The sequence below is a fragment of the Metapseudomonas boanensis genome, assembly GCF_018704125.1.
GTDB lineage: Bacteria > Pseudomonadota > Gammaproteobacteria > Pseudomonadales > Pseudomonadaceae > Metapseudomonas > Metapseudomonas boanensis.
Window position 1 is genome coordinate 1 of sequence record NZ_JAGTIS010000001.1, and the last position, 26,889, is coordinate 26,889.

The 26,889-nt window shown below is 62.3% G+C and carries 17 protein-coding genes and 1 pseudogene; 7 read left to right on the plus strand and 11 right to left on the minus strand.

Annotation, left to right across the window (positions count from 1 at the left end; translation table 11 throughout):
- The 6 genes and pseudogenes from J7302_RS00005 to J7302_RS00030 form a co-directional block, all read right to left on the minus strand.
- A pseudogene (locus J7302_RS00005) lies at positions 1–1,556 on the minus strand (bifunctional aconitate hydratase 2/2-methylisocitrate dehydratase); the annotation flags it as partial.
- 701 nt (positions 1,557–2,257) lie between these two features.
- Positions 2,258–3,940 carry a thiamine pyrophosphate-binding protein gene (locus J7302_RS00010; protein WP_215368368.1) on the minus strand — a complete coding sequence of 561 codons (1,683 nt, stop codon included), beginning with the start codon at positions 3,938–3,940 and terminating at the stop codon, positions 2,258–2,260.
- Positions 3,941–4,092: 152 nt separating this feature from the next.
- Positions 4,093–5,490, minus strand: coding sequence for a 2-oxoadipate dioxygenase/decarboxylase HglS (gene hglS, locus J7302_RS00015; protein WP_215370676.1), 1,398 nt, complete (start codon positions 5,488–5,490; stop codon positions 4,093–4,095).
- A 413-nt stretch (positions 5,491–5,903) separates the two neighbouring features.
- Positions 5,904–8,963 (minus strand): D-2-hydroxyglutarate dehydrogenase YdiJ, encoded by a 3,060-nt coding sequence (gene ydiJ, locus J7302_RS00020; protein ID WP_215368374.1) that lies wholly within the window; start codon positions 8,961–8,963, stop codon positions 5,904–5,906.
- A 4-nt stretch (positions 8,964–8,967) separates the two neighbouring features.
- A complete protein-coding gene (locus tag J7302_RS00025; protein ID WP_215368377.1) occupies positions 8,968–10,218 on the minus strand; it encodes a 2-aminoadipate transaminase in 1,251 nt (416 codons plus the stop codon).
- A gap of 211 nt (positions 10,219–10,429) precedes the next feature.
- On the minus strand, positions 10,430–11,359 hold the full coding sequence (locus tag J7302_RS00030) for a LysR substrate-binding domain-containing protein (RefSeq protein WP_215368380.1): 930 nt from the start codon (positions 11,357–11,359) through the stop codon (positions 10,430–10,432).
- A 145-nt stretch (positions 11,360–11,504) separates the two neighbouring features.
- On the opposite strand from J7302_RS00030, the gene amaB reads away from it, so the two are divergent.
- The 7 genes from amaB to J7302_RS00065 all read left to right on the plus strand — a co-directional run bounded on the left by amaB (position 11,505) and on the right by J7302_RS00065 (position 19,765).
- Positions 11,505–12,995: an L-piperidine-6-carboxylate dehydrogenase gene (gene amaB, locus J7302_RS00035; protein WP_215368382.1), complete on the plus strand. Its 1,491-nt coding sequence runs from the start codon at positions 11,505–11,507 to the stop codon at positions 12,993–12,995.
- 345 nt (positions 12,996–13,340) lie between these two features.
- A complete protein-coding gene (gene amaA / locus J7302_RS00040; protein WP_215368384.1) occupies positions 13,341–14,627 on the plus strand; it encodes an L-pipecolate oxidase in 1,287 nt (428 codons plus the stop codon).
- A 167-nt stretch (positions 14,628–14,794) separates the two neighbouring features.
- Positions 14,795–15,916: a branched-chain amino acid ABC transporter substrate-binding protein gene (locus J7302_RS00045; protein ID WP_215368386.1), complete on the plus strand. Its 1,122-nt coding sequence runs from the start codon at positions 14,795–14,797 to the stop codon at positions 15,914–15,916.
- A 73-nt stretch (positions 15,917–15,989) separates the two neighbouring features.
- Positions 15,990–16,901 (plus strand): ABC transporter permease subunit, encoded by a 912-nt coding sequence (locus J7302_RS00050; protein ID WP_215368390.1) that lies wholly within the window; start codon positions 15,990–15,992, stop codon positions 16,899–16,901.
- A 1-nt stretch (position 16,902) separates the two neighbouring features.
- Positions 16,903–18,183 carry a high-affinity branched-chain amino acid ABC transporter permease LivM gene (gene livM, locus J7302_RS00055; RefSeq protein ID WP_215368394.1) on the plus strand — a complete coding sequence of 427 codons (1,281 nt, stop codon included), beginning with the start codon at positions 16,903–16,905 and terminating at the stop codon, positions 18,181–18,183.
- A complete protein-coding gene (locus tag J7302_RS00060) occupies positions 18,180–19,052 on the plus strand; it encodes an ABC transporter ATP-binding protein (RefSeq protein WP_215368397.1) in 873 nt (290 codons plus the stop codon). The genes livM and J7302_RS00060 overlap by 4 nt, the downstream gene beginning before the upstream one ends.
- Positions 19,049–19,765: an ABC transporter ATP-binding protein gene (locus J7302_RS00065; protein ID WP_215368400.1), complete on the plus strand. Its 717-nt coding sequence runs from the start codon at positions 19,049–19,051 to the stop codon at positions 19,763–19,765. The genes J7302_RS00060 and J7302_RS00065 overlap by 4 nt, the downstream gene beginning before the upstream one ends.
- Positions 19,766–19,842: 77 nt before the next feature.
- On the opposite strand, the gene J7302_RS00070 is transcribed toward J7302_RS00065, so the two are convergent.
- From J7302_RS00070 to J7302_RS00090, 5 genes are read right to left on the minus strand one after another with little or no spacing between them, the layout of a single operon-like run.
- Positions 19,843–21,027 carry a type III PLP-dependent enzyme gene (locus J7302_RS00070; RefSeq protein ID WP_215368403.1) on the minus strand — a complete coding sequence of 395 codons (1,185 nt, stop codon included), beginning with the start codon at positions 21,025–21,027 and terminating at the stop codon, positions 19,843–19,845.
- The gene (locus J7302_RS00075; protein WP_215368406.1) at positions 21,024–22,775 is read right to left on the minus strand and encodes an IucA/IucC family protein; all 1,752 of its coding nucleotides are present in this window, start codon (positions 22,773–22,775) and stop codon (positions 21,024–21,026) included. The genes J7302_RS00070 and J7302_RS00075 overlap by 4 nt, the downstream gene beginning before the upstream one ends.
- Positions 22,772–23,923 (minus strand): MFS transporter, encoded by a 1,152-nt coding sequence (locus J7302_RS00080; protein WP_215368409.1) that lies wholly within the window; start codon positions 23,921–23,923, stop codon positions 22,772–22,774. The genes J7302_RS00075 and J7302_RS00080 overlap by 4 nt, the downstream gene beginning before the upstream one ends.
- Positions 23,908–25,686 (minus strand): IucA/IucC family protein, encoded by a 1,779-nt coding sequence (locus tag J7302_RS00085; RefSeq protein WP_215368413.1) that lies wholly within the window; start codon positions 25,684–25,686, stop codon positions 23,908–23,910. Before J7302_RS00085 ends, J7302_RS00080 begins: the two co-directional genes overlap by 16 nt.
- Positions 25,683–26,882 (minus strand): ATP-grasp domain-containing protein, encoded by a 1,200-nt coding sequence (locus J7302_RS00090; RefSeq protein ID WP_215368417.1) that lies wholly within the window; start codon positions 26,880–26,882, stop codon positions 25,683–25,685. The genes J7302_RS00085 and J7302_RS00090 overlap by 4 nt, the downstream gene beginning before the upstream one ends.
- Between the last annotated feature and the right edge of the window lie 7 nt (positions 26,883–26,889).

A 26,889-nucleotide genomic window follows, 5' to 3' on the forward strand; every position in this document is an offset into this window, starting at 1 on the left:
GGCGACCAGGCCGGAGCCGGCCGGGAAGCTGATGCCGATCGGGAAGCGGGTGTGCGAGTCACCGCCGGTGCCGACGGTGTCCGGCAGCAGCATGCGGTTCAGCCAGCTGTGGATGATGCCGTCGCCCACCTTGAGCGAGACGCCACCGCGATTGCGCATGAAGTCAGGCAGGCTGTGGTGGGTGCGCACGTCCACCGGCTTCGGATAGGCGGCGGTGTGGCAGAAAGACTGCATCACCAGGTCGGCGGAGAAGCCGAGGCAGGCGAGGTCTTTCAGCTCGTCGCGAGTCATCGGCCCCGTGGTGTCCTGGGAGCCGACGGTGGTCATCTTCGGCTCGCAGTAGGTGCCTGGACGCACGCCCTGGCCTTCCGGCAGACCGCAGGCACGGCCGACCATCTTCTGCGCCAGGGTGAAGCCCTTGCCGCTGTCGGCCGGGGATTCCGGCATGTTGAACAGGTCGGAAGCACCCAGGCCGAGCTCGGCACGGGCCTTCTCGGTCAGGCCACGGCCGATGATCAGCGGGATACGGCCGCCGGCGCGAACTTCGTCCAGCAGCACGGGAGTCTTCAGTTCGAAGGTGGCCAGTTCCTCATCGCTGCCATGACGGCAGACTTTCCCGGCGTAGGGATAAACGTCGATCACATCGCCCATGTTGAGGTTGGCGACGTCGAATTCGATCGGCAGGGCGCCGGCGTCTTCCATGGTGTTGTAGAAGATCGGGGCGATCTTGTTGCCGAAGCAGAAGCCACCGGCGCGCTTGTTCGGCACGTTGGGGATGTCATCGCCGAAGAACCACAGCACCGAGTTGGTGGCGGACTTGCGGGAAGAGCCGGTGCCGACCACGTCACCGACGTAGGCGACCGGGAAGCCCTTGGCCTTGACCGCTTCGATCTGCTTCAGCGGGCCGATGGCGCCGGGCTGGGCCGGTTCGATGCCGTCGCGGGCCATCTTCAGCATGGCCAGGGCATGCAGCGGGATATCCGGGCGGGACCAGGCGTCCGGGGCCGGGGACAGGTCGTCGGTGTTGGTTTCGCCGGGGACCTTGAACACGGTCAGGGTGACTTCTCGGCGAGCGCCGGCTTGGACTTGAACCACTCGCCATCGGCCCAGGACTTGAGCACGGCTTGGGCGTCGGCGTTGCCTTGCTTGGCGCGTTCGGCGACGTCATGGAAGGCGTCGAACATCAGCAGGGTGTGCTTCAGTTGCTCGGCGGCGACAGAGGCCAGTGCGGCGTCGTCCAGCAGTTCCACCAGGGTGGCGATGTTGTAGCCGCCCTGCATGGTGCCCAGCAGTTCGGTGGCGCGGGCCTTGCTGATCAGCGGGGAATTGGCTTCGCCCTTGGCGATAGCGGAGAGGAAACCGGCTTTGACGTAGGCGGCTTCGTCGACGCCCGGCGGAACACGGTTGGTGATCAGGTCGAGGAGGAAGGCCTCTTCGCCGGCCGGCGGGTTCTTCAGCAGTTCGACCAGGCCTGCGGTTTGTTCGGCGTTCAACGCGAGGGGCGGGAGGCCTTCCTCCGCGCGTGCTTTCACATGTTGGATATAGGTTTCAAGCACGGTGGAGTCTCCTGTCGTTGGTGCACATGGGCGAGTGTTCCGGTTTGGGGCGGATCGGCTTCTGCGAACGAAAAATGTAGGAGCAGAGTCTGCAATCGAGGATGACGACTCAGCGTTGCGGACTGTTGGTCTGCACCTACGAAACTGTCCCCTTGCCGAGGGGTGATGATCTCTAGATGACGACTTTAGTGTCGACACATTGTCGGTTTGCTGGGGGAAAATAAGACTTATATTCGTTCTTGGCAATACAATTGTTGACACATTGGCTTGACCTACCCGTCTTCCACCCTTAGCCGAGGGGGGCGGTAACCGCCTGTCTGATTCATTCAGGAGCCCATGGCTTCGCTACACGCCAGCACAATGGCGGCGCTCTGGGGCGATTTCTGGCGCTATCCGCGAGGGGCGTGGGTTTCTGCCAAATTGCTAGTGGCATGTTTAGATAATTCGATTATCCATCGCGGTCTTTGTAGGCTGGTTGCACTTCTCACATCCGAACGCAGCTCGCCCCGCCCCTATCCCGGAGGGCGAGGGGAGACCAGCGCTTGCTCGCTCGGATTGAAGTCCACGAACTTAGAAAACAGACCACTGGATCGATGCGCTTTCGAGCCTGCTGGAAACAGTGTTGTTGTGGCTCGAACCCCTGGCCGCCGCCAAGCGGTGATCCAAGTGGCGACCAAGGGGGCCGTTGCCTCCGGGATGTTTCAACGCCGGCTTTGTGCTTCGAGTCGAATCTGGCTGAGGGACATCCGCGGAGTGATTGCCTCCGGATCGATCCGGACTTCGATCAAGGATGGCTTGTCTGCGCCCAGGCAGCGCTCGAATGCCGGCGCGAAATCTGCGGTGCACTCGACGGTTTCCCCGTGGAGTCCGTATGCCCGAGCCAAGGCCGCGAAATCAGGATTATGCAGGTCCGTGCCGCTGATCCGTCCGGGATAGGTGCGTTCCTGGTGCATGCGGATGGTGCCGTACATCCCGTTGTTGACGACGATGAAGATGACGTTGGCGCCGTAGCTCGCCGCGGTGGCGATCTCTTGCCCATTCATGAGGAAGCAGCCGTCGCCGGCGAACGAAACCACGGTACGTTCGGGGTAGGTGAGCTTTGCTGCCACGCCTGCCGGGACGCCATAACCCATCGATCCGTTGGTTGGGCCAAGTTGGGTTCGGAACTGCCGGTATTGGTAGAACCGTTGGACCCAGACGCAGTAGTTCCCAGCGCCGTTCGTGAGGATTGCATCGGCGGGCAGCTTCTCGCTCAGCCAGGAAATGATCTCGGCCATCTGGACTGGGCCAGGGGAAGGCTCGAAGTAGAGGTTCTCCCGGTAATTACGGTTGAGCGCCTCGGTCCAGTTCGCATGGCGGTTGCTGTCAATCTCCGGGAGTTCGGCGGCGAGCGCGGCAAACGAGACCATGCTGCTGTTGATCCCGAGAGTCGGCTGATAAACCCTCCCCAACTCTTCGATGCCAGGGTGAACATGCACCAGCGCCTGCTTGGGAGTGGGAATATCCAGCGTGGTGTAGCCGCCAGTGGACACCTCCCCCAGGCGTGAGCCAACGACGACCAGGAGATCGGAATCCTTGACGGCCTGAGTCAACTTCGGGCCGGCCGCGAATCCCAGGTCACCGACGTAGTTGGGATGTGTGTTATCGAACAGGTCCTGACAGCGGAACGACGCTGCCACGGGAAGGTTGTGGCGCTCGGCGAAATGGCGGATATCCTCAACCGCTCGAGCGTTCCAGCCACCGCCACCGACAATCATCAGCGGGCGCTCGGCTTGATGCAGCAGATGCTGAAGCGCTCGCATCTCCGACGGGGCTGCATGTGGCTCCATGACGCGTGCCGGACCAGCATCCGCTACCTCGACGATGTCGGTGAGCATGTCTTCGGGGAGCGCTACGACTACCGGCCCGGGGCGGCCATTCATTGCCCGGTGGAAAGCCTGGCTGACAAGCTCCGGAATCCGGCGCGTATCGTCGATCTGGACAACCCACTTGGCAAGAGCTCCGAACATCCTCCGGAAGTCGATTTCCTGAAACGCCTCGCGTTCCATCTGGTCCCGGGCAACCTGACCGATGAACAGGATCATCGGTGTGGAGTCCTGGAATGCCGTGTGCACGCCGACCGACGCGTTGGTCGCCCCGGGCCCTCGGGTCACGAAACAGATGCCCGGCTTTCCGGTCAGTTTGCCGTAGGCCTCGGCCATATACGCTGCGCCGCCCTCCTGCCGACACACGATGAGATCGATCTCATCCTTCGCATCGTAAAGCGCATCAAGGACGGCCAAATAGCTTTCACCAGGGACACAGAATGCGCGTTCGACACCGTTGATGCGCAACGCATCAACCAGTATCTGGCCTCCGTTTCGACTGTTTGCTGGCAGGTTCATGCGTGACTCCTAGGGCAAGGCAGCGGTGTAGTAGGGCGGTTGGAGGACGACTCTTTGTGGGTAATGGCCGTGTGGCGCTTCTGGTCGAGTTCCTTTGAGCTCAGGCGGCAATCCACCCGTTGTCGACTGCCGCCCGGCGCCAGCGTCCTCCGCTAGACGAGCGGCGGCAGTTGGAGGGTTGCGGCGCACTCGAGAATGGAACGCCGCTGGGTGGCTGCGTACAGTTCCAGTTCGTTGAGAACAGGAGCCTCCAGAGCGGCGTGGAAGCCGGCCTGGTTGGAGGTGATTTCATAACTGACCTGGGCGTTGTCGCCGAGGTTGGATTGGAAGATCCCTGCGGCACTTACCGGCAGGAAGTCCTCGTAAACGAGCGGTTCGAAATGGACATGGCCTGCGCTGATCAGGTCGTCCAGGGTGCGAGGCCGAACGACGTCGCTTCTCGCTGCAATCCCTTTCTCGGTGACGAAGTAGCGGAAGAAGGCGAGGCCTTGCTTTCTCATCTCCTCGTGGCTGTCGGGGAAGTCCTTGAAGTACTTCTCGAGCAGATCGTTGTAGCGCTTGGCGTTGTGTTCGCTTGGGAACTCTTTCAGTTCATCTCGAGTAGCGTTCAGCAGAAGGTCATACAGTGCCCGTCCTTTGGGGGTGAGGGCTGCGCCGCGCTGTTCGATCTCGCCGAAGCGCGCCGTGTGGCTGCCCTCGGCGCGGTCCTGGTCAACGAAGGCGACCTTTTCCTGGAGCGCCTTGAAGCTGGTCTGGCGCAGGAGAATCGGGCATCGGCGACGTGGCGGTCCCTCCACAACAGCTTTGGGAGTGATGCCGCATTTCGGCATGCCGGCCTGGATCTGATCGATGTCCAGCGTCCGTGGGGTCAGGTGATTGATATGAGGGCCTTTGAAGGCCACCACGTCCGCAATGAGACGGTGCTGATCATGCAGTTGGTTGTACTCGGCCGCGGTCACGGTTGCCTGAGTGTGCCAACGGAAGGTTTCCAGCGCTTCCTTCACGAACTCATTGGCGTCTGCCTCGCCGAGGCCGCCTTTGGCCTCGAACTTGGCAATCAACTCTTTCACGCGCGGGGTGAAGATGTTGCGCTTGGCGAGGATGTGGGAGGCAAGTTCACGGAGCTCGGGGTTCTCGATCAGCTCCAGGCGCAGCAGGGAGGTGAAGACACGGAACGGACTGACTTGCAGCGAACTCTCGTGCACGGCACGGAAGGCAGTCGAGTGAACAGGAACACCGGCCGGGCTGAGGTCGTAGTAGCCAACCGGCTGCATCCCCATGACGGCGAAAAGGCGACGAATCGTGGCGAGCTCCTCGGCTGTCCCCACCCGTATCGCCCCGTGGCGCTCCATTGCCAGTCGGCTGATTTCGCCGGTCCAGCGCAGATGCTCTGCAATTTCAGGGGAATCTTCCATCACCTTCTTGTTGGTCTCTGCCACAAGGTCCAGCAGCGTGCCGTAGAGGGGAACTTCCGATTTGTACATATCAGACATGGCGCGTGAAAACTGGGCGCGAATTTCGTCTGGGCTGACGAACCCCTGGTCGTTCATGGTGAAGAGATCTCCTGGACTCAATAATGGAACCACTAAACCGAGCAGCAACGGCGGCGGTATGGTCAGGATTCTGATCAGCTTCAAATCCGCTTACAAACGACATCTCCTCAGTACTTCATTCCTCTGGGTAATGAAGTGGCCGTAATGACTGCGGCCTGTTGTCAGGTCCGTTGTTTTCTTCAGTCAAAAGCAACCCTGCCGACCATGAATGATGGACGGGAGCAAGCCGATGACGGCGAGAAGATTGGTGCTTTGGGCGCAGGCACGTGGTGCGTATGGCGCACCCTCGACCGCGTGCAGTGCCCAGTAGGGTGCGCTGTGCGTAGTGGATGTTGCGTACTGATGCGATCCGCTGGAAACCAACCAGAAGGCCCCTGGCCAGCTACGGCCAGGAGCCCAGAGGCCTGGAGCTAGGCCGTGGTCAGGTGCTTCAGAAGGGCCTGCACGGGGTGAGTAAGATCGACTGCACTCAGCCGACTCGCCTGGCTGCGACATGAGTAACCATTCGCAAGCAGTCGGTCAGGGGGACCGTATGTCTCGATGGCCACTTTCCAGGAGAGGTCGAAGATCTTCTCGGAGGTCTCTCGATTTGCGGTCTCATGTCCGTATGTTCCGGACATGCCACAGCAACCCGTCGATATCATCTTGAGATTGAGCCCCAGCCGCTTGAATACCTCAGTCCAGAGCGTTACCGCGGCGGGGGCATTGGTCTTCTCGGTGCAATGGCTCAGCAAGTAGTAGTCATGCCCAGGCAGCAGCGCGCCACCACGGGGGGCGATGGGTGCTTTGTCCAGTGCCTCGATCAACCATTCCTGTGGCAGCAGGACTTCGGGGGCTTCATGGCCCAGGAGCTTCTTGTACTCCTGGCGATATACCAGGGTCATGGCGGGATCCAGGCCGACCAGCTTCACGCCATGGCTGCTGAGGCCATTGAGCATGGCGGCGTTCTTGCGTGCGGCTTTCTCGAATGCGCCCAGGAAACCCAGGACCTGCAACGGCTTGCCATTCGGCAGGAAGGGCGCAATCAGGACTTTGAAACCGAGCCGCGAGAGCGTTTCGATCAGGTCGATGAATACCTCAGTCTCGAAGTAGCGGGTAAATGCATCCTGGACCAGGATGACGCTGCGCTCGCGCTCCTGCTCCGGGATCGCGGCCAGCGTCTCGGGGCTTGCGGTTTCGATTCCCCAGCGTTCCAGTGTGGGTCGCAGGTCTGTCCGGCTGATCAACGGGCTATCCACCATTCCCGCATGGTTTTTCAGAAGCGCTTTGGTGACACCCGATTGCATGAGGGTGTTGTAGACCGACGGCGCTTTTGAAAGGTACGGAATGGTGAACTCCAGTGACCCGATCAGGTAGTCCTTGAGTGGGCGCAGATAGCGGCTGTAGTAGAGCTCCAGGAAGCGGGACCTGAACTCGGGGACGTTGATTTTCACCGGGCACTGCCCAGCACAGGATTTGCACGCCAGGCAGCCTGACATGGCGTCGAAGACTTCATGGGAGAAGTCCTGCTCCCCACGGCGTTTGTTCAGCGTGTGCCGGACCTTGCCGAGAAGTCCGGTGGAGAGGGAGGAGGTTCTTATCCGGCCAGCTGCCTGGAGGACGTCGACACCCTCCTGCCCCTGAAGGCGGAGCCATTCCCTCACCAGCGATGCCCTTCCCTTGGGGGACTGGGTTCGTTCGCGCGTTGCCTTCCAGGATGGGCACATTGCATCAAGGGGGTCGTAGTTGTAGCAGGCCCCATTGCCGTTACAGTGAACGGCCGAGCTGTAGCTCTGCCAAACTCGCTCATCGATCTGGCGGTCCAGCTCGCCTCGTGTCGTGACCTCGTCGATTTTCAGCAGCTCATTTGCCGAGCCGAGCGGGGTGGCAATCTTGCCGGGGTTCAACTGATTGAACGGGTCGAATGCCGCCTTGATGGCTTGCAGTGCCGGGTAAAGCGTGCCGAAAAATCTGGGCGCGTATTCCGAGCGCACACCTTTCCCGTGCTCGCCCCACAGCAGGCCGCCGTATTTGTGCGTCAGCTGGGCCACAGCATCGGTGAGGGGGCGCACCAGCGCTGCTTGCGCCGGGTCTTTCATGTCGAGAGCCGGGCGGACGTGCAGTACCCCGGCGTCGACGTGGCCAAACATGCCGTACTGCAAGTTGAAGCTGTCGAGCAAAGCGCGGAATTCGGCAATGAAGTCCGCCAGTGACTCGGGCGGAACCGCGGTGTCCTCCACGAAGGGTTGCGGTCTGACCTCGCCCTCGACGTTGCCAAGCAGGCCAACGGCGCGTTTGCGCATCATGTAGACGCGAGCGACAGACGAGGCTCCGCTCGCAAGGGTATGCCCGATTCGCCTGACACTGGTGTCCTGCTGCAGGTGCTCGATGAAGGAGCCAACCCTAGCTTCAAGGGCTGCAAGGTCATCGCCACTGAATTCGACCAGGTTGATGCCAAGCGTCGGGGTTACAGGGTCTGCCGGGAAGTATTCGGCGACCTCGTGCCAGACGATGTCCTGCATGGCGAGACCGAGCACTTTCGAGTCGACCGTTTCAATGGAGAGCGGCGCCAAGGCCATCAGCGCCTGGGCATCGCGCAGTGCTTCCATGAAGCTGGCGTAGGAGACGTTGACCAGGGCCGAGTGCTTCGGGATAGGGAGAACGTTCAGCTTCGCCTCGACGACGAAGCCAAGCGACCCCTCTGATCCGCACAGGATGTTGGTCAGATTGACGCGGCCGTCAGCATCGCGAATGTGTGCGAGGTCGTATCCGGTGAGGCAGCGATTGAGCTTGGGGAAGCTGGCTTCGATGAGCTCGGCGTGCTCTTCGTGAACAGCCAGAATGGCCTTGTGGACTTTGCCCAGCCGCCCAGGGTTAGCGACCATCCTGTCGAGCTCTTCGGCAGCCAAGGGGCCGGTACTGAGCCGATGACCGCCGAGCAGGACGGTATCCAGTGCCAGAACGTGGTCTCGGGTTTTCCCATAGGTGCAGCTGCCCTGGCCACTGGCATCGGTGTTGATCATTCCACCGATGGTCGCGCGGTTCGAGGTCGACAACTCCGGGGCGAAAAAGAGTCCGTGAGGCTTCAAGGCAGCGTTGAGCTGATCCTTCACCACGCCGGCTTGCACGCGCACCCAGCGTTGATCGACGTTGATCTCGAGGATCCTGTTCATGTTCCTGGAGAGATCGACGACCAGGCCATGGGTCAGCGACTGGCCGTTGGTTCCCGTGCCACCACCCCTGGGGGTGATGACGATTTCCCGATACTCCGGTTCTGCAGCCAGCGCTGCGATGAGCTGTACATCCTCGATGCTCAGGGGAAACAGCGCCGCTTGTGGCAGGCGCTGGTAGATCGAGTTGTCGGTCGCCAGCACCGTGCGGTTTCCATAATCCGGAGTGATCTCCCCCTGGAAGCCGCGATCCTTGAGCGACGCAAGGAAGGCGCGGTAGAGCCTGGTGGGTTCTACCGGTGTAGCAAGTCGGGCAATCATGGTTTCAGCGGATACCGGCCAGGCATTCTTCGATGATGTCCAAGCCTTCTTCGAAGAGCTCGGGCTCGATGGTGAGGGGCGCGAGGAGGCGAACGATGTGCCGGCTCTTGCCGCTTGGCATCAGCAGCAGGCCTTTCTTCCGGGCGGCTTCGAGAAGGGTAGCCAGTTGCTGGGTTCCGGGAGCGCCATTGGGTGTCCTCAGTTCGATACCACGCATGCAGCCTGTGCCGGTGAGGCTGCCCAGGCAGGGGGAGATTGCTCTGTTACGCCAGCTTTCATAGCGACGAAGAATCGCTTGCTCCTGAGCCTCGCCCCAGGAGGCCAGGTTTGCGTCTGTCATTGCCCGCAGGCTGGCCAGGGCAGCCGCGCACGCCAGCGGATTCCCCGAGTAGGTACCGCCCAACCCGCCTTTCGGCAGCGAGTTGACCAGCGTCTCGCGACCCACCACGGCGCCGAGTGGCAGTCCCCCAGCGATACTTTTGCCCAGCAGCAGTAGGTCCGGCTCGATCCCCAGGCGAGGGAATGCGAATCGCTGCCCGGTTCGCCCAAAACCAGACTGGATCTCGTCCACGATCAGGAAGATTCCATTGGCGTCACAGAATTTGCGCAGTCCTTGAGCAAAGCTCGGATCCATGGCCAGGAAGCCACCTTCGCCCTGCACCGGCTCGAAGATGAAGCATGCTACTTCGCTAACGTCGACCTCGACACTGAACAGGCGCTCGATCGCTTTGAAGGCTTCGTCGGCCGTCACCCCATTGTCCGGACTCGGATAGGGAACGTGGTAAACCGGCCCGGGAAGCACCCCGACCTGCTGCTTGTAGGGGGCAACCTTGCCGTTCAGGTTGAGGGTCGCCAGGGTCCTGCCGTGAAAGCCTCCATCAAAGGCGACCACGACACTGCGACCGGTGGCGGCGCGGACGATCTTGAGGGCGTTCTCGGCGGCCTCTGCGCCACTGTTGGTCAGCATTCCCGCCAGTGGGTAGCTGACCGGAATGAAATCTGCCAATGCCTTCATCAGGTGGCGGTAGCCGTCATGGGGAACGGCATTGAATGCCGAGTGGGTCAGCTTCTGCGCCTGTTCGGTAATGGCGGTGACCACGGCCGGGTGGCAATGGCCCAGGTTCAGGACGCCGATGCCACCGACGAAGTCGATGTACTGGTTGCCATCCGCGTCCCAGACGTGCGCGTTCTGCCCACGGGTCAGGGTGATGGGGTGCACGATCGAGAGCGAGGAACTGATATGCGACTGGTTCATGCGCAATCCGCCTCACCCGCCATGTTGCGTATCCGCGCTTGCCGGCACGCTGCAGCAGCCATGCACAACGCGGGGGCGAATGATGTTGCTGCCTGACTTTCAGTCAAGGCAAGGGCACGAAATGGCATCGCAGTGTTCCTCTTTGAAATGGGATTTCTCTCTATCAAAGCGAGGAATGTCGACGGCTCACAAGCGAAAAAAAATTACTCGGTCATTCCTGGAATTCAGGACCTTGGGCGGGACGCTGGTTTGTCCCTTTTGCTTTTTCCAGGATCCAGTCCACGAAACTCCTCACTTTTGGAATGTCGATCGACTGCTCCGCGTAGGCGATGAAGTGGGAGCCCTGGCTTGCCTTGTGGTGTTTCCACGGGATCACGAGCTTGGCTTCTGCAAGCTCGTCCTCGACCAGGAATCTTGGCACCAGGGCAACGCCGCAGCCGGCCTGGGCAGCCCTGATGCACATGTAGAACGTATCGAATCGTGGGCCGTGGTAACTGTGCTCGGTGTTGATTCCTTGCTCTTCGAACCACTCGTGCCATGCCTCCGGTCTCGAAGTGCACTGCAGCAGCACAAGATCCGCCAACTCGCCCGCGCTTGAAAATGGCCGCCTGGACAGAATCTCGGGGGCGCATACCGGCACCACATCTTCGCCGAACAGCTCGATGCAGGCAGCTCCGGGCCACGATCCCTGCCCGTAGAAAAAGGCTACGTCTGCCTTGGCCTGCACGAGGTCGAAGGGCTCGAGTTCGTTTCTGATATCGAGGTGGATATTGGGATAGCGCTTGGAAAAGCCCTTCAGGTTCGGGATCAGCCAGCGGGCCCCGAACGTGGGTTGGGTGGCCACCCTGAGCACTTCCGTCTCGCCGCCATAGGACAGGATGTAGCGACTGGAGATATCCACCTGCGTCAGGATCTTGTTGACCTCGGCCAGGTAAAGCTCGCCGGCCGGCGTCAGTTGCAGGCGTCGACGTACGCGATGGAAGAGCAGGTGCTGAAGCATCTCCTCAAGCTGCGCAACCTGCTTGCTCACTGCACTTTGCGTCAGATGCAGCTCCTCCGCGGCACGCGTGAAGCTCATGTGCCTGGCAGCGGATTCGAAGCATTGGAGGGCGGCCATTGTGGGGAGCAAGCGTTTGGACATTGTGATCTCGGGCGGAAAGTTCTGGATGGATCATTCTCTGGGGGAATGATGTGGTGCGTAAAGGTCGTTTGTTGGCCTTGGGGATTCGGATTGATACTGACCCCCGTCAATGAATTCAACCACTCACCCGATTCAGGAGATAAACATGGTTGGCGAGCTGCTCAAAAGCCTTGGTGTAAGTGCCAGTGCATACCAAGGGGGCAACCATGCGGTTCATACCCCTATCGATGGAAGCCAGATCGCATCGGTCACTCTGGAGAGTCCGGCTGCCGTGCTCGACAAGGTCGACATCGCCCACAAGGCGTACCTGGCGTGGCGTGATGTTCCCGCCCCTCGTCGTGGTGAGCTGGTTCGCCTCTACGGCGAAGTCCTGCGCAAGCACAAGGCTCAGCTGGGTGAGTTGATCTCCATCGAGGCGGGCAAGATCACTCAGGAAGGTCTGGGTGAAGTGCAGGAAATGATCGACATCTGCGACTTCGCAGTCGGCCTCTCCCGCCAACTCTACGGCCTGACCATCGCCTCCGAGCGTCCTGGCCACCACATGCGCGAGACCTGGCATCCGCTGGGCGTCGTCGGGGTGATCAGTGCGTTCAACTTCCCCGCAGCGGTATGGGCCTGGAACACCTCGCTGGCTCTGGTTTGCGGCAACGCCGTAATCTGGAAGCCGTCCGAAAAGACGCCTCTGACTGCGCTGGCATGCCAGGCTCTGTTCGAGGTTGCCCTGAAGCAGTTCGGCGAGGCCCCTAACGGCCTGAGCCAGCTGCTCATCGGTAATCGCGAAGCGGGTGAGGTTCTGGTCGACGATCCCCGCGTTCCGCTGATCAGTGCCACCGGCAGCACCCGCATGGGGCGCGAAGTCGGGCCTCGAGTAGCGGCGCGTTTCGGTCGCAGCATCCTCGAGTTGGGCGGCAACAACGCCATGATTCTGACCCCCAGCGCCGATCTGGATCTGGCTGTTCGCGGCATTCTGTTCAGCGCCGTTGGCACTGCCGGCCAGCGCTGCACCACCCTGCGTCGCCTGATCGTGCATCGTTCCGTGAAAGATGAGGTTGTGGCTCGGGTAAAAGCGGCCTATTCCAAGGTCCGCATCGGCGACCCGCGCAAGGACAACCTGGTTGGTCCGCTGATGGACAAGCAAGCGTTCCTGGCCATGCAAGGCGCGCTGGCAAAAGCTCGTGACGAGGGTGGTGTCGTGTTCGGTGGCGAGCGTCAACTTCAGGATCAGTACCCGAATGCTTACTACGTCGCGCCCGCAATCGTCGAGATGCCGGGCCAGACCGAGGTCGTGCGTCACGAGACCTTCGCGCCGATTCTCTACGTCATCGCTTACGACGACTTCGAGCAGGCGTTGCAGTTGAACAACGAGGTTCCTCAAGGCCTGTCGTCCTGCATCTTCACCACCGATGTTCGTGAAGCGGAGCGTTTCCAGAGCGCTTCCGGCAGCGATTGTGGCATTGCCAACGTCAACATCGGTACCAGCGGTGCCGAGATCGGCGGCGCCTTCGGTGGCGAGAAAGAGACCGGCGGTGGCCGCGAATCCGGCTCTGACTCCTGGAAGGCCTACATGCGCCGTCAGACCAACACGATCAACTATTCCCGCGAACTGCCGCTGGCGCAGGGCATCGTTTTCGACTAACCACGCGCTTCTCCATGTCGAGCATCAGTGCTCGACATGGAGCTTTTTGTTGGTGTCGAACCTCGAGGCGTCGGGATTCGAAAATTGACTTGCCTGTGCCGCCCCGTAGTTGTTCGCAAGACATTGTCGTGCCCGAAAATCAAGCGCGATGAGCGTAGAGAAAAAGAATAAAGAGACACCCCATGCGCCGTGACGAAATATCAGCAAGCTGCCAAAACGAGTACGAAAGTATTTTGAACTTGGATGCCAGGCAAGTGACAAGGGCGAGCCCTTACTTCCTGACAACCAGGAACACACCGCTAATTACAGTTCCGGCAAGCGCTGGTGTTTCAAGGGGCAGGTTTCATGACTAGTTTTCATCAAGAGTGTCTCTGGGAGAAAGTGACACACAAGCAGATCAAGTCCGGCGCCCTGGCCAGTCACGTCAAGTTCGATGTCTGTGTCATCGGTGGCGGTATTACCGGCCTTTCCGCTGCGCTCCACCTCCTGGAGCAAGGGAAAACGGTCTGTGTGCTCGAAGCGCATCAGGTCGGCCATGGTGGCTCTGGGCGTAACGTCGGCCTGGTCAATGCGGGCACCTGGATCAAGCCTGATGACGTCGAGGCGACTTTGGGCGAGAGGCGCGGCAAGCGTCTGAATGAAGTGCTCGGGCAGGCGCCGGCAGAGGTGTTCGCAGTCATCCAGCGCCACGGCATCGATTGCCAGGCGCGCAATGACGGCACCCTGCACATGGCTCATAACGAAGCCGGGCTCGCTGACCTGCGCTCCCGTGAGGAGCAGTGGCGCAGACGTGGGGCTGATGTCGAACTGCTCACCGGCGCCGCCTGTGAAGAGTATTGCGGGACCGACAAGATCACCGGCGCGCTGCTCGATCGCCGCGCCGGGACCATCAACCCGATGGGCTACACCGTTGGGCTGGCGCTGGCGGTCACTCGTTTGGGTGGGGCCATCTATCAGCACTCCCCGGTGACCGAGCTCAATCGCCAAGCCGATAGCTGGGTGGTGCGTACCGAGCGCGGAGCCGTTGCTGCCGAGAAGGTGGTCATTTCGACTGGTGCCTACACCGAGGGCGAGTGGACGGAGGTCAGGCGTAACCACTTCCGTGGCTACTACTACCAGGTCGCCTCCGTACCCTTGGCCGGTGCGGCGGCCGACAAGATCCTCACGCATGGCCAGGGCTCGTGGGATACCCGAACCGTCCTGAGCAGCATTCGCCGCGATGCAGAGGGACGGCTCCTGCTCGGTAGTCTCGGCAAAGCCAGCAATAAACCGGACTGGTTCGTGCGCAGCTGGGCGGACCGTATTCAAGGTCACTATTTCCCTGAGTTGGGAAAAGTCGAATGGGAAGTTCATTGGACAGGCTGCATCGATTTCACCCCTGATCATCTGATGCGTATTTTCGAACCTGCGCCAGGAGTTGTCGCCGTTACCGGATATAACGGTCGAGGCAATACGACCGGAACCGTAATTGGAAGAGCCTTTGCAGAGTTCTTGCTGAAGGATGATCCTGACGCTCTGCCAATTCCCTTTACACAAATGAAGACATTGCATACCGCGGGAATCAGAAGCTGCTTCTACGAGGCGGGTTTCTCTCTTTACCACGCGGGTCAGTGCTTGAGAGTCATTCTTTAGCTTGAACCCATTATAAAAATCTGGCGGGCGCTGTAATGACTCCCGCAAGAGGGCTCGTTTACCCCAAATAAGTCCTTGCAAGTTGTAACTGCAATTGCTGTCGCTGCCTTGGATGCGCATCTCTGATGCGCTTATCAATAGATGTTGAAAAATAAAAGAGGTCACTAATGAACAAGCAAAACCTCAAGCAACACGCTCGCCTCGCAGCACTGTTCACCGCAATGGGTCTTTCTTTTGCCGTGCATGCCGACATCAAGATCGGCGTCGCCGGACCCCATACCGGAGCCAATGCGGCCTATGGCGACCAGCTGTGGAGAGGGGCGGTTCAAGCTGCAGAAGACATCAATGCCAAAGGTGGCATCAATGGCGAAAAGATCGTCCTGATCAAAGGCGATGATGCGTGTGAGCCGAAGCAGGCCATCGCAGTGGCGAACCGCCTGGTCGATTCCGAACAGGTTGCCGCCGTCATTGGCCATTTCTGTTCGTCATCGACTATTCCGGCAACCGAAGTCTATGAAGAAGCGGGCATCCTTTCGATGACCCCGGGCTCCACCGCTCCGAAGCTGACCGAGCGCGGCCTCTCGGGCGTGTTCCGCATGTGCGGTCGTGACGACCAGCAAGGCGTTGTCGCTGGCAACTACCTCATCGATGACCTGAAAGCGAAGAAGATCGCGATCATCCATGACAAGGATACCTACGGCCAGGGCGTGGCCGATGCCACGCGCGCCCAGCTTCACGCGCGCGGCGTGCAGGAGGTGATCTACGAAGGCCTGACCCGCGGTGAGAAGGATTTCAACTCGCTGGTGACCAAGATCAGTGCGGCAGGCGCCGATGTCGTCTATTTCGGTGGCTTGCATTCGGAGGCAGGCCCACTCGTGCGTCAAATGCGCGAGCAAGGACTCACCGCGAAGTTCGTGTCTGACGACGGCATCGTCACCGATGAACTGGTCACCACTGCCGGCGGCAAGCAGTACACCGAGGGTGTGCTGATGACCTTCGTGACCGATCCCCGCAATCAGCCAGAAGGTAAGGACGTGGTCGAGCGTTTCCGGGCGCATGGCTACGAGCCCGAGGGCTTCACCCTGTTCTCCTATGCCTCTCTGCAAGCGATTGCGGCAGCGTTCCAGGCCACCGGCGGAACCGACAGCGCCAAGGCCGGCGAGTGGCTGAAGAACAACTCGGTCAGCACCGTCATGGGTGCCAAGGAGTGGGACGAGAAGGGCGATCTGAAGGTATCTCCCTACGTGATGTATCGCTGGGATGCCGAAGGCAAATACCAGCAGCTCTGACCTGCTTCTGCCGTGACCCATGCCGAGCCCGTCGGCATGGGTATCTGTAATCCCTCGATACGGGAGAGCCGCTGTGGATGCTCTACTTCAACAAATGATCAATGGCCTGACCCTGGGTTCGGTCTATGGCCTGATTGCCATTGGCTACACCATGGTTTACGGCATCATTGGCATGATCAACTTCGCCCATGGCGAGGTGTACATGATCTCCGCCTACCTGGCTGCCATCACCATGGCTCTGTTGGCCTTCTTCGGTCTTGAATCCTTCCCGCTGATAATCCTCGGCACCTTGCTGTTCACCATCGCGGTGACTGGCGTGTATGGCTTCGTGATCGAGCGCATCGCCTACAAACCGCTGCGCAACTCCACGCGTCTGGCACCGCTGATCTCCGCGATCGGCATGTCGCTGATCCTGCAGAACTACGTGCAGATCAGCCAGGGCGCCAGGCAACAAGGAATCCCGACGCTGCTGGATGGCGCCATCAAGCTGCAGATCGGCGATGGGTTCGTACAGCTCACCTACACCAAGGTGTTCATCCTGGTTGCGTCGCTCCTGGGAATGGCGTTGCTCACCTACGTGATCCAGCGCACCAAGCTCGGCCGCATGTGCCGCGCTACCCAGCAGGATCGCAAGATGGCCTCGATCCTCGGTATCAATACCGACCGGGTGATTTCCTACGTGTTCGTCATCGGTGCCGCCATGGCGGCACTGGCCGGCGTGCTGATCACCATGAACTACGGCACCTTCGACTTCTATGCCGGTTTCATCATCGGGGTCAAGGCGTTCACCGCAGCGGTGCTCGGCGGCATCGGCTCACTGCCCGGAGCGATGCTCGGAGGGCTGATCCTCGGTGTTGCCGAAGCGCAGTTCTCGGGTGTGATCAACACCGACTACAAGGACGTGTTCAGCTTCTCCTTGCTGGTGCTGATCCTGATCTTCCGTCCCCAAGGCCTGCTCGGCCGTCCGCACGTTGCAAAGGTGTGATATGTCGAATCAATCGGGTTCCCTCGACATAAAAAAGAGTCTTCTGGATGCGGTCATTGCAGGTCTGCTTGCGTTGATCGTTTTCGGTCCTGTCGTTGGCGTCGTGCTGGATGGCTACGGCTTCAACCTGCATCTTGACCGAGTCGGCTGGATGATCGGCGTTGTCGCGATCGGACGGTTCGTCATCAGTCTTTTCTTGCAGACGGCCCAGGGCAAAGCCTTCCATTCTCGCTTCGAACTGAGCGGCAGCGGTGTCCACGTATTGCCGCCAGGCCATAAGTCCAACATGCGCTGGATCATGGCGCTGATCGTGGTGTTGGCCGTGCTGTTCCCCTTCGTCGCCAGTAAATACCTGCTCACGGTGGTGATTCTCGGGCTGATCTATGTCCTTCTGGGGCTTGGCCTGAACATCGTCGTCGGGCTCGCCGGTCTGCTGGACCTGGGTTATGTGGCTTTCTATGCCATCGGCGCCTATGGCCTGGCGCTAGGTTACGATCACCTCGGACTCGGCTTTTGGTCCGCGCTGCCGCTGGCGGCGATCGCCGCGGCACTGGCAGGGGCGATTCTCGGATTCCCGGTCCTGCGCATGCATGGTGACTACCTGGCCATCGTCACCCTGGGCTTTGGCGAGATCATCCGGCTGGTGCTCAACAACTGGCTGGAGTTCACCGGCGGCCCCAACGGCATGTCCGTGCCATCGCCGACCTTCATGGGCCTGGAGTTCGGACGGCGAGCGAAGGAGGGCGGTGTTCCCATCCATGAGTTCTTCGGCTTCGCCTACAACCCCAACCTCAAGTACGTGTTCATCTACGCGGTGCTGTTCCTGGTGGTGCTGCTGGTGCTGCGGATCAAGCATCGACTGACGCGCATGCCGATTGGTCGTGCCTGGGAAGCGCTTCGGGAGGATGAAATCGCCTGCCGCGCGATGGGCCTGAACCACGTCCTGGTGAAGCTCTCAGCCTTCATGATCGGCGCCTCCACTGCCGGGCTGGCCGGGGTGTTCTTCGCCAGTTACCAAGGCTTCGTGAACCCCACCTCGTTCACCTTCTTCGAGTCGGCACTGATTCTGGCGATCGTGGTGCTGGGCGGCATGGGCTCAACGATCGGTGTGGTCATAGCCGCGTTCGTCCTGACGGTGGCGCCAGAGCTGCTGCGTAACTTCGCGGACTATCGAGTGCTGCTGTTTGGCGTGCTCATGGTGTTGATGATGATCTGGAAGCCGAGGGGTTTGATCCGTGTCAGTCGCGTGGGTGTGGCGGCACCGAAGGGGTTCGAGCAATGAGTGACGATATTCTGCGTGTCGAGCATTTGATGATGAACTTTGGGGGCATCAAGGCGCTCAAGGACGTCAACCTGAAGGTCAAGCGCTCGTCGATCACCGCGTTGATCGGCCCCAACGGTGCAGGCAAGACCACGGTGTTCAACTGCCTGACCGGTTTCTATACCGCTTCCGGTGGCCGCATCGAGCTGAAAACCAGGAGCAAGCGGACCAACATCATCCAGGTCCTTGGCGAGCCGTTCCAGGTGGGGGATTTCGTCAACCCGGTAAAATTCGGCTCGCGCCTCTGGTTCAAGATGTTCGGTGGTACCCATCTGGTGAACCGCGCCGGCCTGGCGCGCACCTTCCAGAACATCCGCCTGTTCAAGGAGATGACAGTCCTCGAGAATCTCCTGGTTGCCCAACACATGCAGGCGAATCGGAACCTGTTGGCGGGAGTCTTCAACACGCCAGGGTATCGGCGGGTCGAAGCCGGGCTGCTCGAGCGGGCGTTCTACTGGCTGGAAGTCGTTGACCTGTCCAGCTGCGCCAATCGCCTCGCAGGTGAACTGTCCTACGGCCAGCAGCGCCGTCTGGAAATCGCCCGCGCCATGTGCACGGGGCCTGAACTGATCTGCCTCGACGAGCCGGCTGCCGGCCTCAATCCGGCAGAAACGGTCGCACTGACCTCCATCATCCGAACGCTCCGAGACAAACACGGTGTGACGGTCCTGCTGATCGAACATGACATGGGCATGGTGATGAGCATTTCCGACCACGTGATCGTGCTTGAACATGGCGATGTCATTGCCGAGGGCAAGCCGGAACACATCCAGAACAACGAGCGGGTCATTGCCGCCTATCTTGGTGCGGAAGAGGAGGAGGTGGCATGAGTTCGCCCATTCTGGAACTCCGGGACGTGGACGTCTTCTACGGCCCTATCCAGGCCCTGAAAAAGGTCTCGCTGAAGATTCACGCTGGCGAAACGGTTTCCTTGATCGGCGCGAACGGTGCAGGCAAGTCGACGCTGCTGATGTCGATCTTCGGCCAGCCGCGAGTCACTTCCGGCCAGATCATCTACGAGGGCGAAGACATCAGTCGACGTTCTCCCCACTACATCGCCTCCAACGGCATCGCCCAATCGCCTGAAGGGCGCCGTGTCTTCCCGGACATGAGCGTCGAAGAAAACCTCCTGATGGGTACCATCCCCGTGGGAATGGAGCACGCGGACAAGGACATGGAGCGCATGTTCCAGTTGTTCCCGCGGCTGAAGGAGCGGCGTAACCAGCGTGCCATGACCATGTCCGGTGGCGAGCAGCAGATGCTCGCCATTGCGCGGGCGCTGATGAGCCGACCGAAGATCCTGCTGCTCGATGAGCCGAGCCTGGGCCTGGCCCCCATCGTGGTCAAGCAGATCTTCCAGACCCTGCGCGATCTCGCGTCCGAGGGCATGACCCTCTTTCTGGTGGAGCAGAACGCCAACCACGCGCTGAAGCTCAGCGACCGTTCTTACGTGATGGTGACGGGGGAGATTCGCATGACGGGCACCGGGCAGGAGCTGCTTGAGGACCCCCAAGTGCGAGCCGCGTACCTCGGCGGGCATTGACTCCCTGTAACAGGCACCCAACTCTCGGGTGCGCCACTGCCCTCTTCCCCGAGTGGAAGAGGGCAGTGGCGCCGCCATCAGCGGTCGAGGAAGACCATTTGCGGCGGCTCGTGCATCAGGAAGTCGCGGTGGGAGATGTTCCAGGCGTAGGCGCCGGCGAGGGTGAATACCAGCAGGTCGCCGATGGCCAGTTCCGCGACGGGTTGCTGGCGGGCCAGGACGTCTTTCGGGGTGCATAGCTGACCGACGAAGGTCACGGGCTGGCCGTGCAAGTCCGGCTCCTGGTTGCCACGCAGCACCACGAAGGGGTGGTCGTGGCCCTGCGCCGCGGGGGTGCGGAAGTGGTGGGTGCCGCCACGGGCCACGGCGAAGTACTGGCCGTGGTTGCATTTGATGTCGAGCACTTGCATCACGTAATAACCGCAGGCAGCGCTGATGAAGCGACCGATCTCGAAGCGGATGCGGGTGCCGGCCATGCCCTCTTCGGCAATCAGGTCTTTCAGTCCCTGGCAGAAGCCTGGCCAGTCGAACGACTGCGAGTGGTCCTGATAGTTGATACCCATGCCGCCGCCGACATTCAGCAGCGGTAGTTGCAGGCCCTGCTCCTGGCTGATGCGGCGGAAGGTGCGGCAGTAAGCGCGGATCAGTTGCAGGTGGGCGGCCACGTCGAGCTGGTGGGAGAGCAGGTGGAAGTGCAGGCCCTTGAGTTCCAGCGCGGGTTCGTGGCGCAGGAGTGCGAGGGCTTCATCCAGTGCCTCTTCGTCGAGACCGAACGGCGTGGGTCTGCCGCCCATGACCAGGCGGCTGTCCGGTGCTTCGGCCAGCTTGAGGTTGAGCCGCAGCAGCACCGGTGCACGGCGGCCCTGGGTTGCGGCGAGGTGAGCGAGGCGGCGCAGCTCGTGCACGCTTTCCACGTGGAAGGCATCGACGTGGCAGTCCAGCGCGGCCTCCAGTTCGCTGTCGAGTTTGCCGGGGCCGCCGAAAATCAGCGGGTGCTTCGGACAGTGTTCATAGAGCCAGGCCAGTTCGCCACCGGACGCGGCCTCGAAGCCATCCACCAATGGGGCCAGGGTGCGCAGGATGGGCGCCTCCGGGTTGGCTTTGGCGGCGTAGAAGAGTTCGCAGTTGGCTGGGAGTGCGGCGCGCATGGCGCGTACGTGCCGATCCAGCGCCGGCAGGTCGTAGAGGTAGGCGCACAGCGGGTCGCGTCGCTGGGTGCGCAGGTCTTCGATGGCGCGGGTGATACGCGCAGGCAGGCTCATGGGCGTGCTCCGATGATGGGGTTGGGTAGGGCGGTGTAGCCGGCTTCGCGGTCGGCACGTTGCAGGAGGCGGGTCATGAAGTTCTCTTTGCTGGGCAGGGTGGCGCCAGCGCAGAACTCGCGCAGCTCAACGGGGTCGCCGAGCATCTCGCGCTGCAGTTCCAGCAATTGGCCGACCTGGGCCCACAGACGCTTTTCCAGCGCGGCGCTGCCATCGGCAAGGTGGAAGATCGCCTCGCCCAGGTTGTTCACCAGGGTGCAGTAGGCCACCCGTTTCCAGGCTTTGTCGGGGCTGTAGTAGAGGGAGGCACGGGTGCGCTTGTCGAGTTGGCCGAGGCGTGCCGGTGGCCAGTGCTCAGCAACGAGTTTGGTGCCTTCCAGGTCGCGGATCCACACGCGGCAGGGCAGGCCGCTGTCGTCAAAGCCGAGCACGGTGTTCTGCAGGTGTGGCTCGAGCACCACGCCCTGGCGGAACAGACAGTGCAGTACGCCGCCAAGCAGCAGGCCGGCATAGCAGTCGAGCCAGCGCAGGGCCGCGTCGGCGTGCGCCAGGCCGAGCCGTTCGGCGCACTGGCGCACGCGTTGCTGGCACACGCTGTGGCCGTGCAGGTCCCAGGTGAACAGGGCCATGGCCACTTGCGGGCTGTGTGCGGCACGGCTGGCCGGGTCGAGGTTCTGGCGATAGAGGATGCCGAAGCACTCGGTAACTTCGCGGGCCTCGTCCAGCGTGCCGAGAGCGCTGAGGTCGAGGGTACTGGCGGCGGGCTCGGGCATCAACTTGAAGCCCGGCTGGGCGCTGGCCAGTTCGGTCATGACGGGAGCCAGCAGGCGGGTGAGGGCCACGGCGCTGTCCAGTTCGTACCAGGCGTTCTTGCGCACGCAATTGGTCAGTCGCACATGCACCGAAAACTTGAGGAAGTAGGCCAGGTCCGGGTGGTAGAGCGTGCGCACCGAAGACGTGGGGTAGAGTGTCAGACCTTGTGGGCCGAGGTATTCCATCAGTCCTTGCGCCTGCGCACGCTTCACCAGCGGATCGGCGAGGATGCGTTTCACCTCCCAGGGGTGGCAGGGGTAGAGGTCATCGCGACCGCAGAGCTGCTGCAGGGTGGCGCGAGGGTCCTCGCCTTGGTGGCGCACCAGCGCCGGGTTGACGCGGAACCAGTGCAGGGCGAAGCAGGCACCGACCTCCGGTGAGCAGGCCAGCAGGTCATCGATGGAAACGCCTTCGCGGCTCTTGGGGGTCGGGTGCAGGGCATGGCCCCAGACCTGATGTTGCTCCGAGCGCAGCAGGCTGTCGTCCGGCTGCTGGTTGGCGGGCACGGCGTGGCGGAGGAAGGTGCGGGTGATCTGCAGGCTGTTGTCGATCTGTTGTACCAGTTCGCCATGGCGCTCGGCACTGGTCAGCGGGGCGAGCATCAGGCGCGCCAGTTCCAGGGCACCTAGAGAGCGCCAGCCGTGGCCGTTGCCCTTGAAGTAAGGCGCGCTGATGAAGCGGCAACGGCCGAGCACGCTGGTGCGGTCGGCCAGCAGGGCCAGGCGTCCGCCCGGAAGTCGGATGGACACCCGCTGGCCGGCGAGCTGGCGCAGGCTCATGGGCAGGTCGTGGTCCTTGGCGTCGAGGCTTGCCTCGCCACGGGGCAAGGCGTATTCGCGCAGGTAGCAATTGATCAGGCATTCGATGGCGTGGCGCTGGGCGTCGCCGTCGAGGGCGCGTTCGTGCAGGGAAGCCAGGTTGATCTCGAGGGTCATGCGGTTATCTCCCGTGGAGCGATGAGCAGGGGGCGCGCCAGTACTAGCGCCGCGAAGGCGACCAGGCCGGCGACCAGAAAGGGGGAAGCAATGCCGCAGCTCTGGCTGACCAACCCGGCCGTGACGCCAGCCGCAGCGCCGGCCCACTTGCCGCTGGAGTCGTACCAACCGAACAAGCGCCCAGCGCTGCCGTTGCGGCTGCGCTGGCTGAGGCAGCGGTGCAGGCCGACGAAGCCGAGCAGCATGCCGGCGCCGCTGAGCAGACGCAGGGTGAACAGCAAGTCGGGCTGGTCGCTCCAGAACTGCAGGGCGTTGGTCAGGGCCAGCAGGCCAAGGCCAGGCAGCAGCAGGTTGGCGGCCTGGCGCTGGGCCCAGGGCAGGGCCACCAGGTAGACCAGGTGCGGCAGGCTGTAGAGCAGGCCGATGAGGGCGTCGTTACCCACGCCCAGGGCTTCGCCGTAGGGCACGAAGTAGGGGAAGGTCACCACCATGGCGAAGCTGAAGAGGAACTGCACGGCGAGCAGCCGTGGCAGGTCGTTCGGCAGCTGGTCGGGCCATTCGTCGCCGTCGCCGTCGCTGGTGCGGGCCTGGCGCCGTGGTGCGTCGGCTGGTAGCGGCAGGATCAGCACGAAGGCCAGCAGGGGCAGCCAGGCCAGCACGCGATAGAGCTCCAGCCCCATGCCGCTGGCGGTGAGCAAGCCGAGCAGGATCGGTCCGCTGATCATCGCCAGGCGTGCCGAATACTGCGTCCAGTTCAATGCGCGGGAGAGGTTGCCGTCCTTGAGCTGGGTGGCCAGGTAGGCATTGGAAGCCGCCATGGCGCCACCGAAGGTGCCCTGGATCATCAGTGCCAGTACGAACACCGTCAGGTTGGGGCTGAATCCGGCCAGCAGGAAGCCGGCACAGAGCCCGGCGTGGGCGCGCAGCAATGACAGGCGACAGCCGTGGCGGTCTGCCAGGTGGCCCCATAATGGCGCCGCCAGGGCAGTGCACAGGGTCGGCAGGATGAACAGCACGCCGATGCTCCAGCCCGGCGCATCCGGCGCTAGGTCGGCGAGGATGCGAGGCAGGTATAGCGGAATGCCGAGGGTGGTGAAGGCCGAGAGGTAATGGCCGAGCAGGACGCTGGCGATCAGTCGTTGCGGCATGGCTGTGCCTCCAGCAGGCAGTTCGCCGCGCTGTAGCCATAGAACTTGTTGATGTCCTGGGCACCGGACTGCGCCTTGCTGAACAGGCTGCCGGCACTCAGCAGGTACTTCACCGGCAGCGTCGGACTGTCGAGCAGGAAGCTTCGGGCTTCGGAGCAGTCCAGGCCTTCGCGCTCCAGCTGTTCGAGGCAGCCAGATAGGCGCTGGCGCAGGGTGGCGTAGAGCATCTCGCGCGGTGCGAGGCTGGCATCGGCGATGGCTTCCAGCGGGGCGACGATGTTCAGTTGCAGGGTAATGGTGCAGAACATCTCCGCCAGCGGCTGGGAGCCGGCCACGCGGATACGCTCATCGCGCAGCTCGTCAGGGCGGGCGGCGAGGTCGGGGCAGGCGTGGACAAAGCGTTCAGGCCAGAGGCGCGCGGCGTCGTTGTCTTTCATCAACAGGCGTAGCGGTTGGCCGGCCTGGTGGATCAGCACGGCGTTTTGCTGGTTGGCTTCCAGGGCGATGCCGTAGCGCAGCCACAGGCGCAGGTGCACATGCAGGAGCAGGTCGAGGTAGTCGGTCAGCCAGGCGTGCAGATCGCCTTCGTGGAACCGCTCGACAACCGCTTCGAGGAACAGCCGGCCATCCGGCATCGGGCTGGCCAGGGCGGCCACCGGCACAAGGGTGGTGGCCGTCAGTTCAGTCGGGTAGCGGCGCACGATGTAGGCCAGGTGCCGCAGTTCGGCAGCATGCCCGCCATGCTGTTCGTCGACGTGCAGGTAGCGCTGGCCCAGCTCCGGGTCACGCTCAGCCAGGGCTTGCAGTGTTGTCTGGAACCAATGGCCGTCGTACAGGGTGCTGGGCTTGATCAGCCGCAGGTTACGCGCGCCGAGGGTGCTGACCAGCAGCGGCAGTTTGATGTGGCAATGCGGTTGCTCCACGCACATCACCGTGCGCACGGAGAGCGTCGGCTCCACCAGCAGGGCGCTGCGTGGGGCCTTGATGGCGCCAGCCGGCAGGCCGTGGCGCTCCAGCATCGGCCAGGTCAGCGGGTGCACGGGCAGCAAGGCGTGGCTGGTCGCCAGGGTTTCGTCCAGGCCCAGTTCGCTTAAAGCTGGCCAATGGGCGGGCGGTGGACTACTGATGGCGAGCTCACCTTTCGGCACGGCCAGCCAGTTGAGGGTGAAACGCGGAGCGAATTCCGGGGCGTAGGCTTGCAGCGCGGCGGAGTCGAAGCCGCTCTTGGCGCGGGCGGTGGGGTAGAAAGGATGGTCGAGGTAGCTTGCCAGGCGGTCGATGCCGAGTAGCCGCTGGCCCCAGGCCGGCTCATCGAGGACGCCGGCAAGGCGGCGCGCCTGGGCCTGGTAGGCCTCGCGGCAGAGGCCGCGGTGCTGCGCGGCGCAGTCGGCCTCATCGCGATAGGCGGCGAAGAGCGCCAGGCTCTCGGCGTCCAGGCCGTGGCTCAGGTGTTCGAGCCAGCGTGGGTAACCCTGTTCGAAGCGTGTTTCGCCCTGCTGGCAGCAGAGCCAGGTATCGCCCCTCGCGCTCCAGGCTTGCAGCGGACCACCGTGGCGCAAGGGCAGCCACAGCTCGCCGCTGCCAAGGTGGGTGATGCACAGCCAATCCTGCGCGGGCGCATTTGGCCAGTGCGCGGCCAGCTCAGCCGGCAGGCGGCACACCTGGCCCTGGCTGAGCAGGCCTCGAATGTCTTCGCGCAGGCAGCAGTCTATGATTCGTTGGCCGATTGCCGCCTGGTCGGCGCTCATGGCAGCGCGGTTCATGCCAGCACCCAGCGCAGATCGACGAGGGTGGCGGCGAAATGTGCGTCCAGGCTGGTGGCGTCGGGGGCGATCAGGCGCAGGACGCCGATATAGTCCTTGTTGGAGTGGCTGAGTTGGATGTCGTCACCGACCTGGCGTAGGGCGCGGTAGTCGCTCCAGTGACCGTCGTGTTCGTGCTGGAAACTGTCGGTCGCCTGTGCGAGACGCCCGGGCTGGCCGGCGACCAGGTAATGCACCAGGGCCTCGGCCTTGCCGCTTTCGGCAACGGCCAGCGGCTCGCCCAGATGCAGGGCGAGGATGCGGTCGAACCAGCCTTGCGGGAGCAGGCGGTCGAGGAGAAATTCACGACCGTCGCCGATGCTGCGGTAGTTGATTTCCACCAGCACCGGGCCTTCTTTGGTGAGGATGAACTCGCTGTGACAGACGCCGAAGTTGATGCCGAAGGCGGCCACCTGGGCGAGCGCGGCAGTACGGTGGGCGCGGCTCAGCGCGCCGTTCCAGCGCGCGGCCAGCTCAACGAAGTGAGGCGGCGGCGAGAGGGTCACGTCGAAGCCACCGATGGCTTGCAGGCGTTGGCCGTCGCCGAGGGTTTCGAGGGTGAACAGCGGGCCTTCCATATAGGCCTCCAGCAGCAGGGCGCGGTCGGGGTTGTGCTGCCAGAACTGTGCGCAATAGGTGGCCAGTTCGCCGGCGTTGTGGCACAGGCGCACGTCGAGGCTGGCTACGCCTTCACGGGGCTTGGCCACCAGCGGGAAGGGCACATTGGCAGGCACTGCGCTGCCTGCGGTGAGGACGTGGAACCAGGGGCCAGGTAGGCCGAGGCATTGCAGGCGTTCGCGCATGGCGGCCTTGTTCTTGGCGGCGTAGCACAGATGCCAGTTCTTGCCGGGGCAACCGAAGGTTTCCGCCACCAGGGCGGTGGCGGTCTGCAGGTGGTCGCTGTTGGAGAACACGGCGGCCGGGCGCAGGCCATGGGCGTTGATCAGCTCGACCACAGCGAGCGGGTTGAACACATCGCACTCGAGAATTTCCAGCCCCTCGGCGGGGTGGCCGGCTGCGGCAAGTTCGCGCCTGTGCTGCTGGGCGTGGTCGCTGATCAGCACCACGGGCAGTCCGCGCTTGCGCGCAGCGGGCAAAAAGCCCTCGGTGATGGCGGGGTGGGCGATGTGGGTGAGGATCACGAGTGGGCGTTGCATGTAGAGC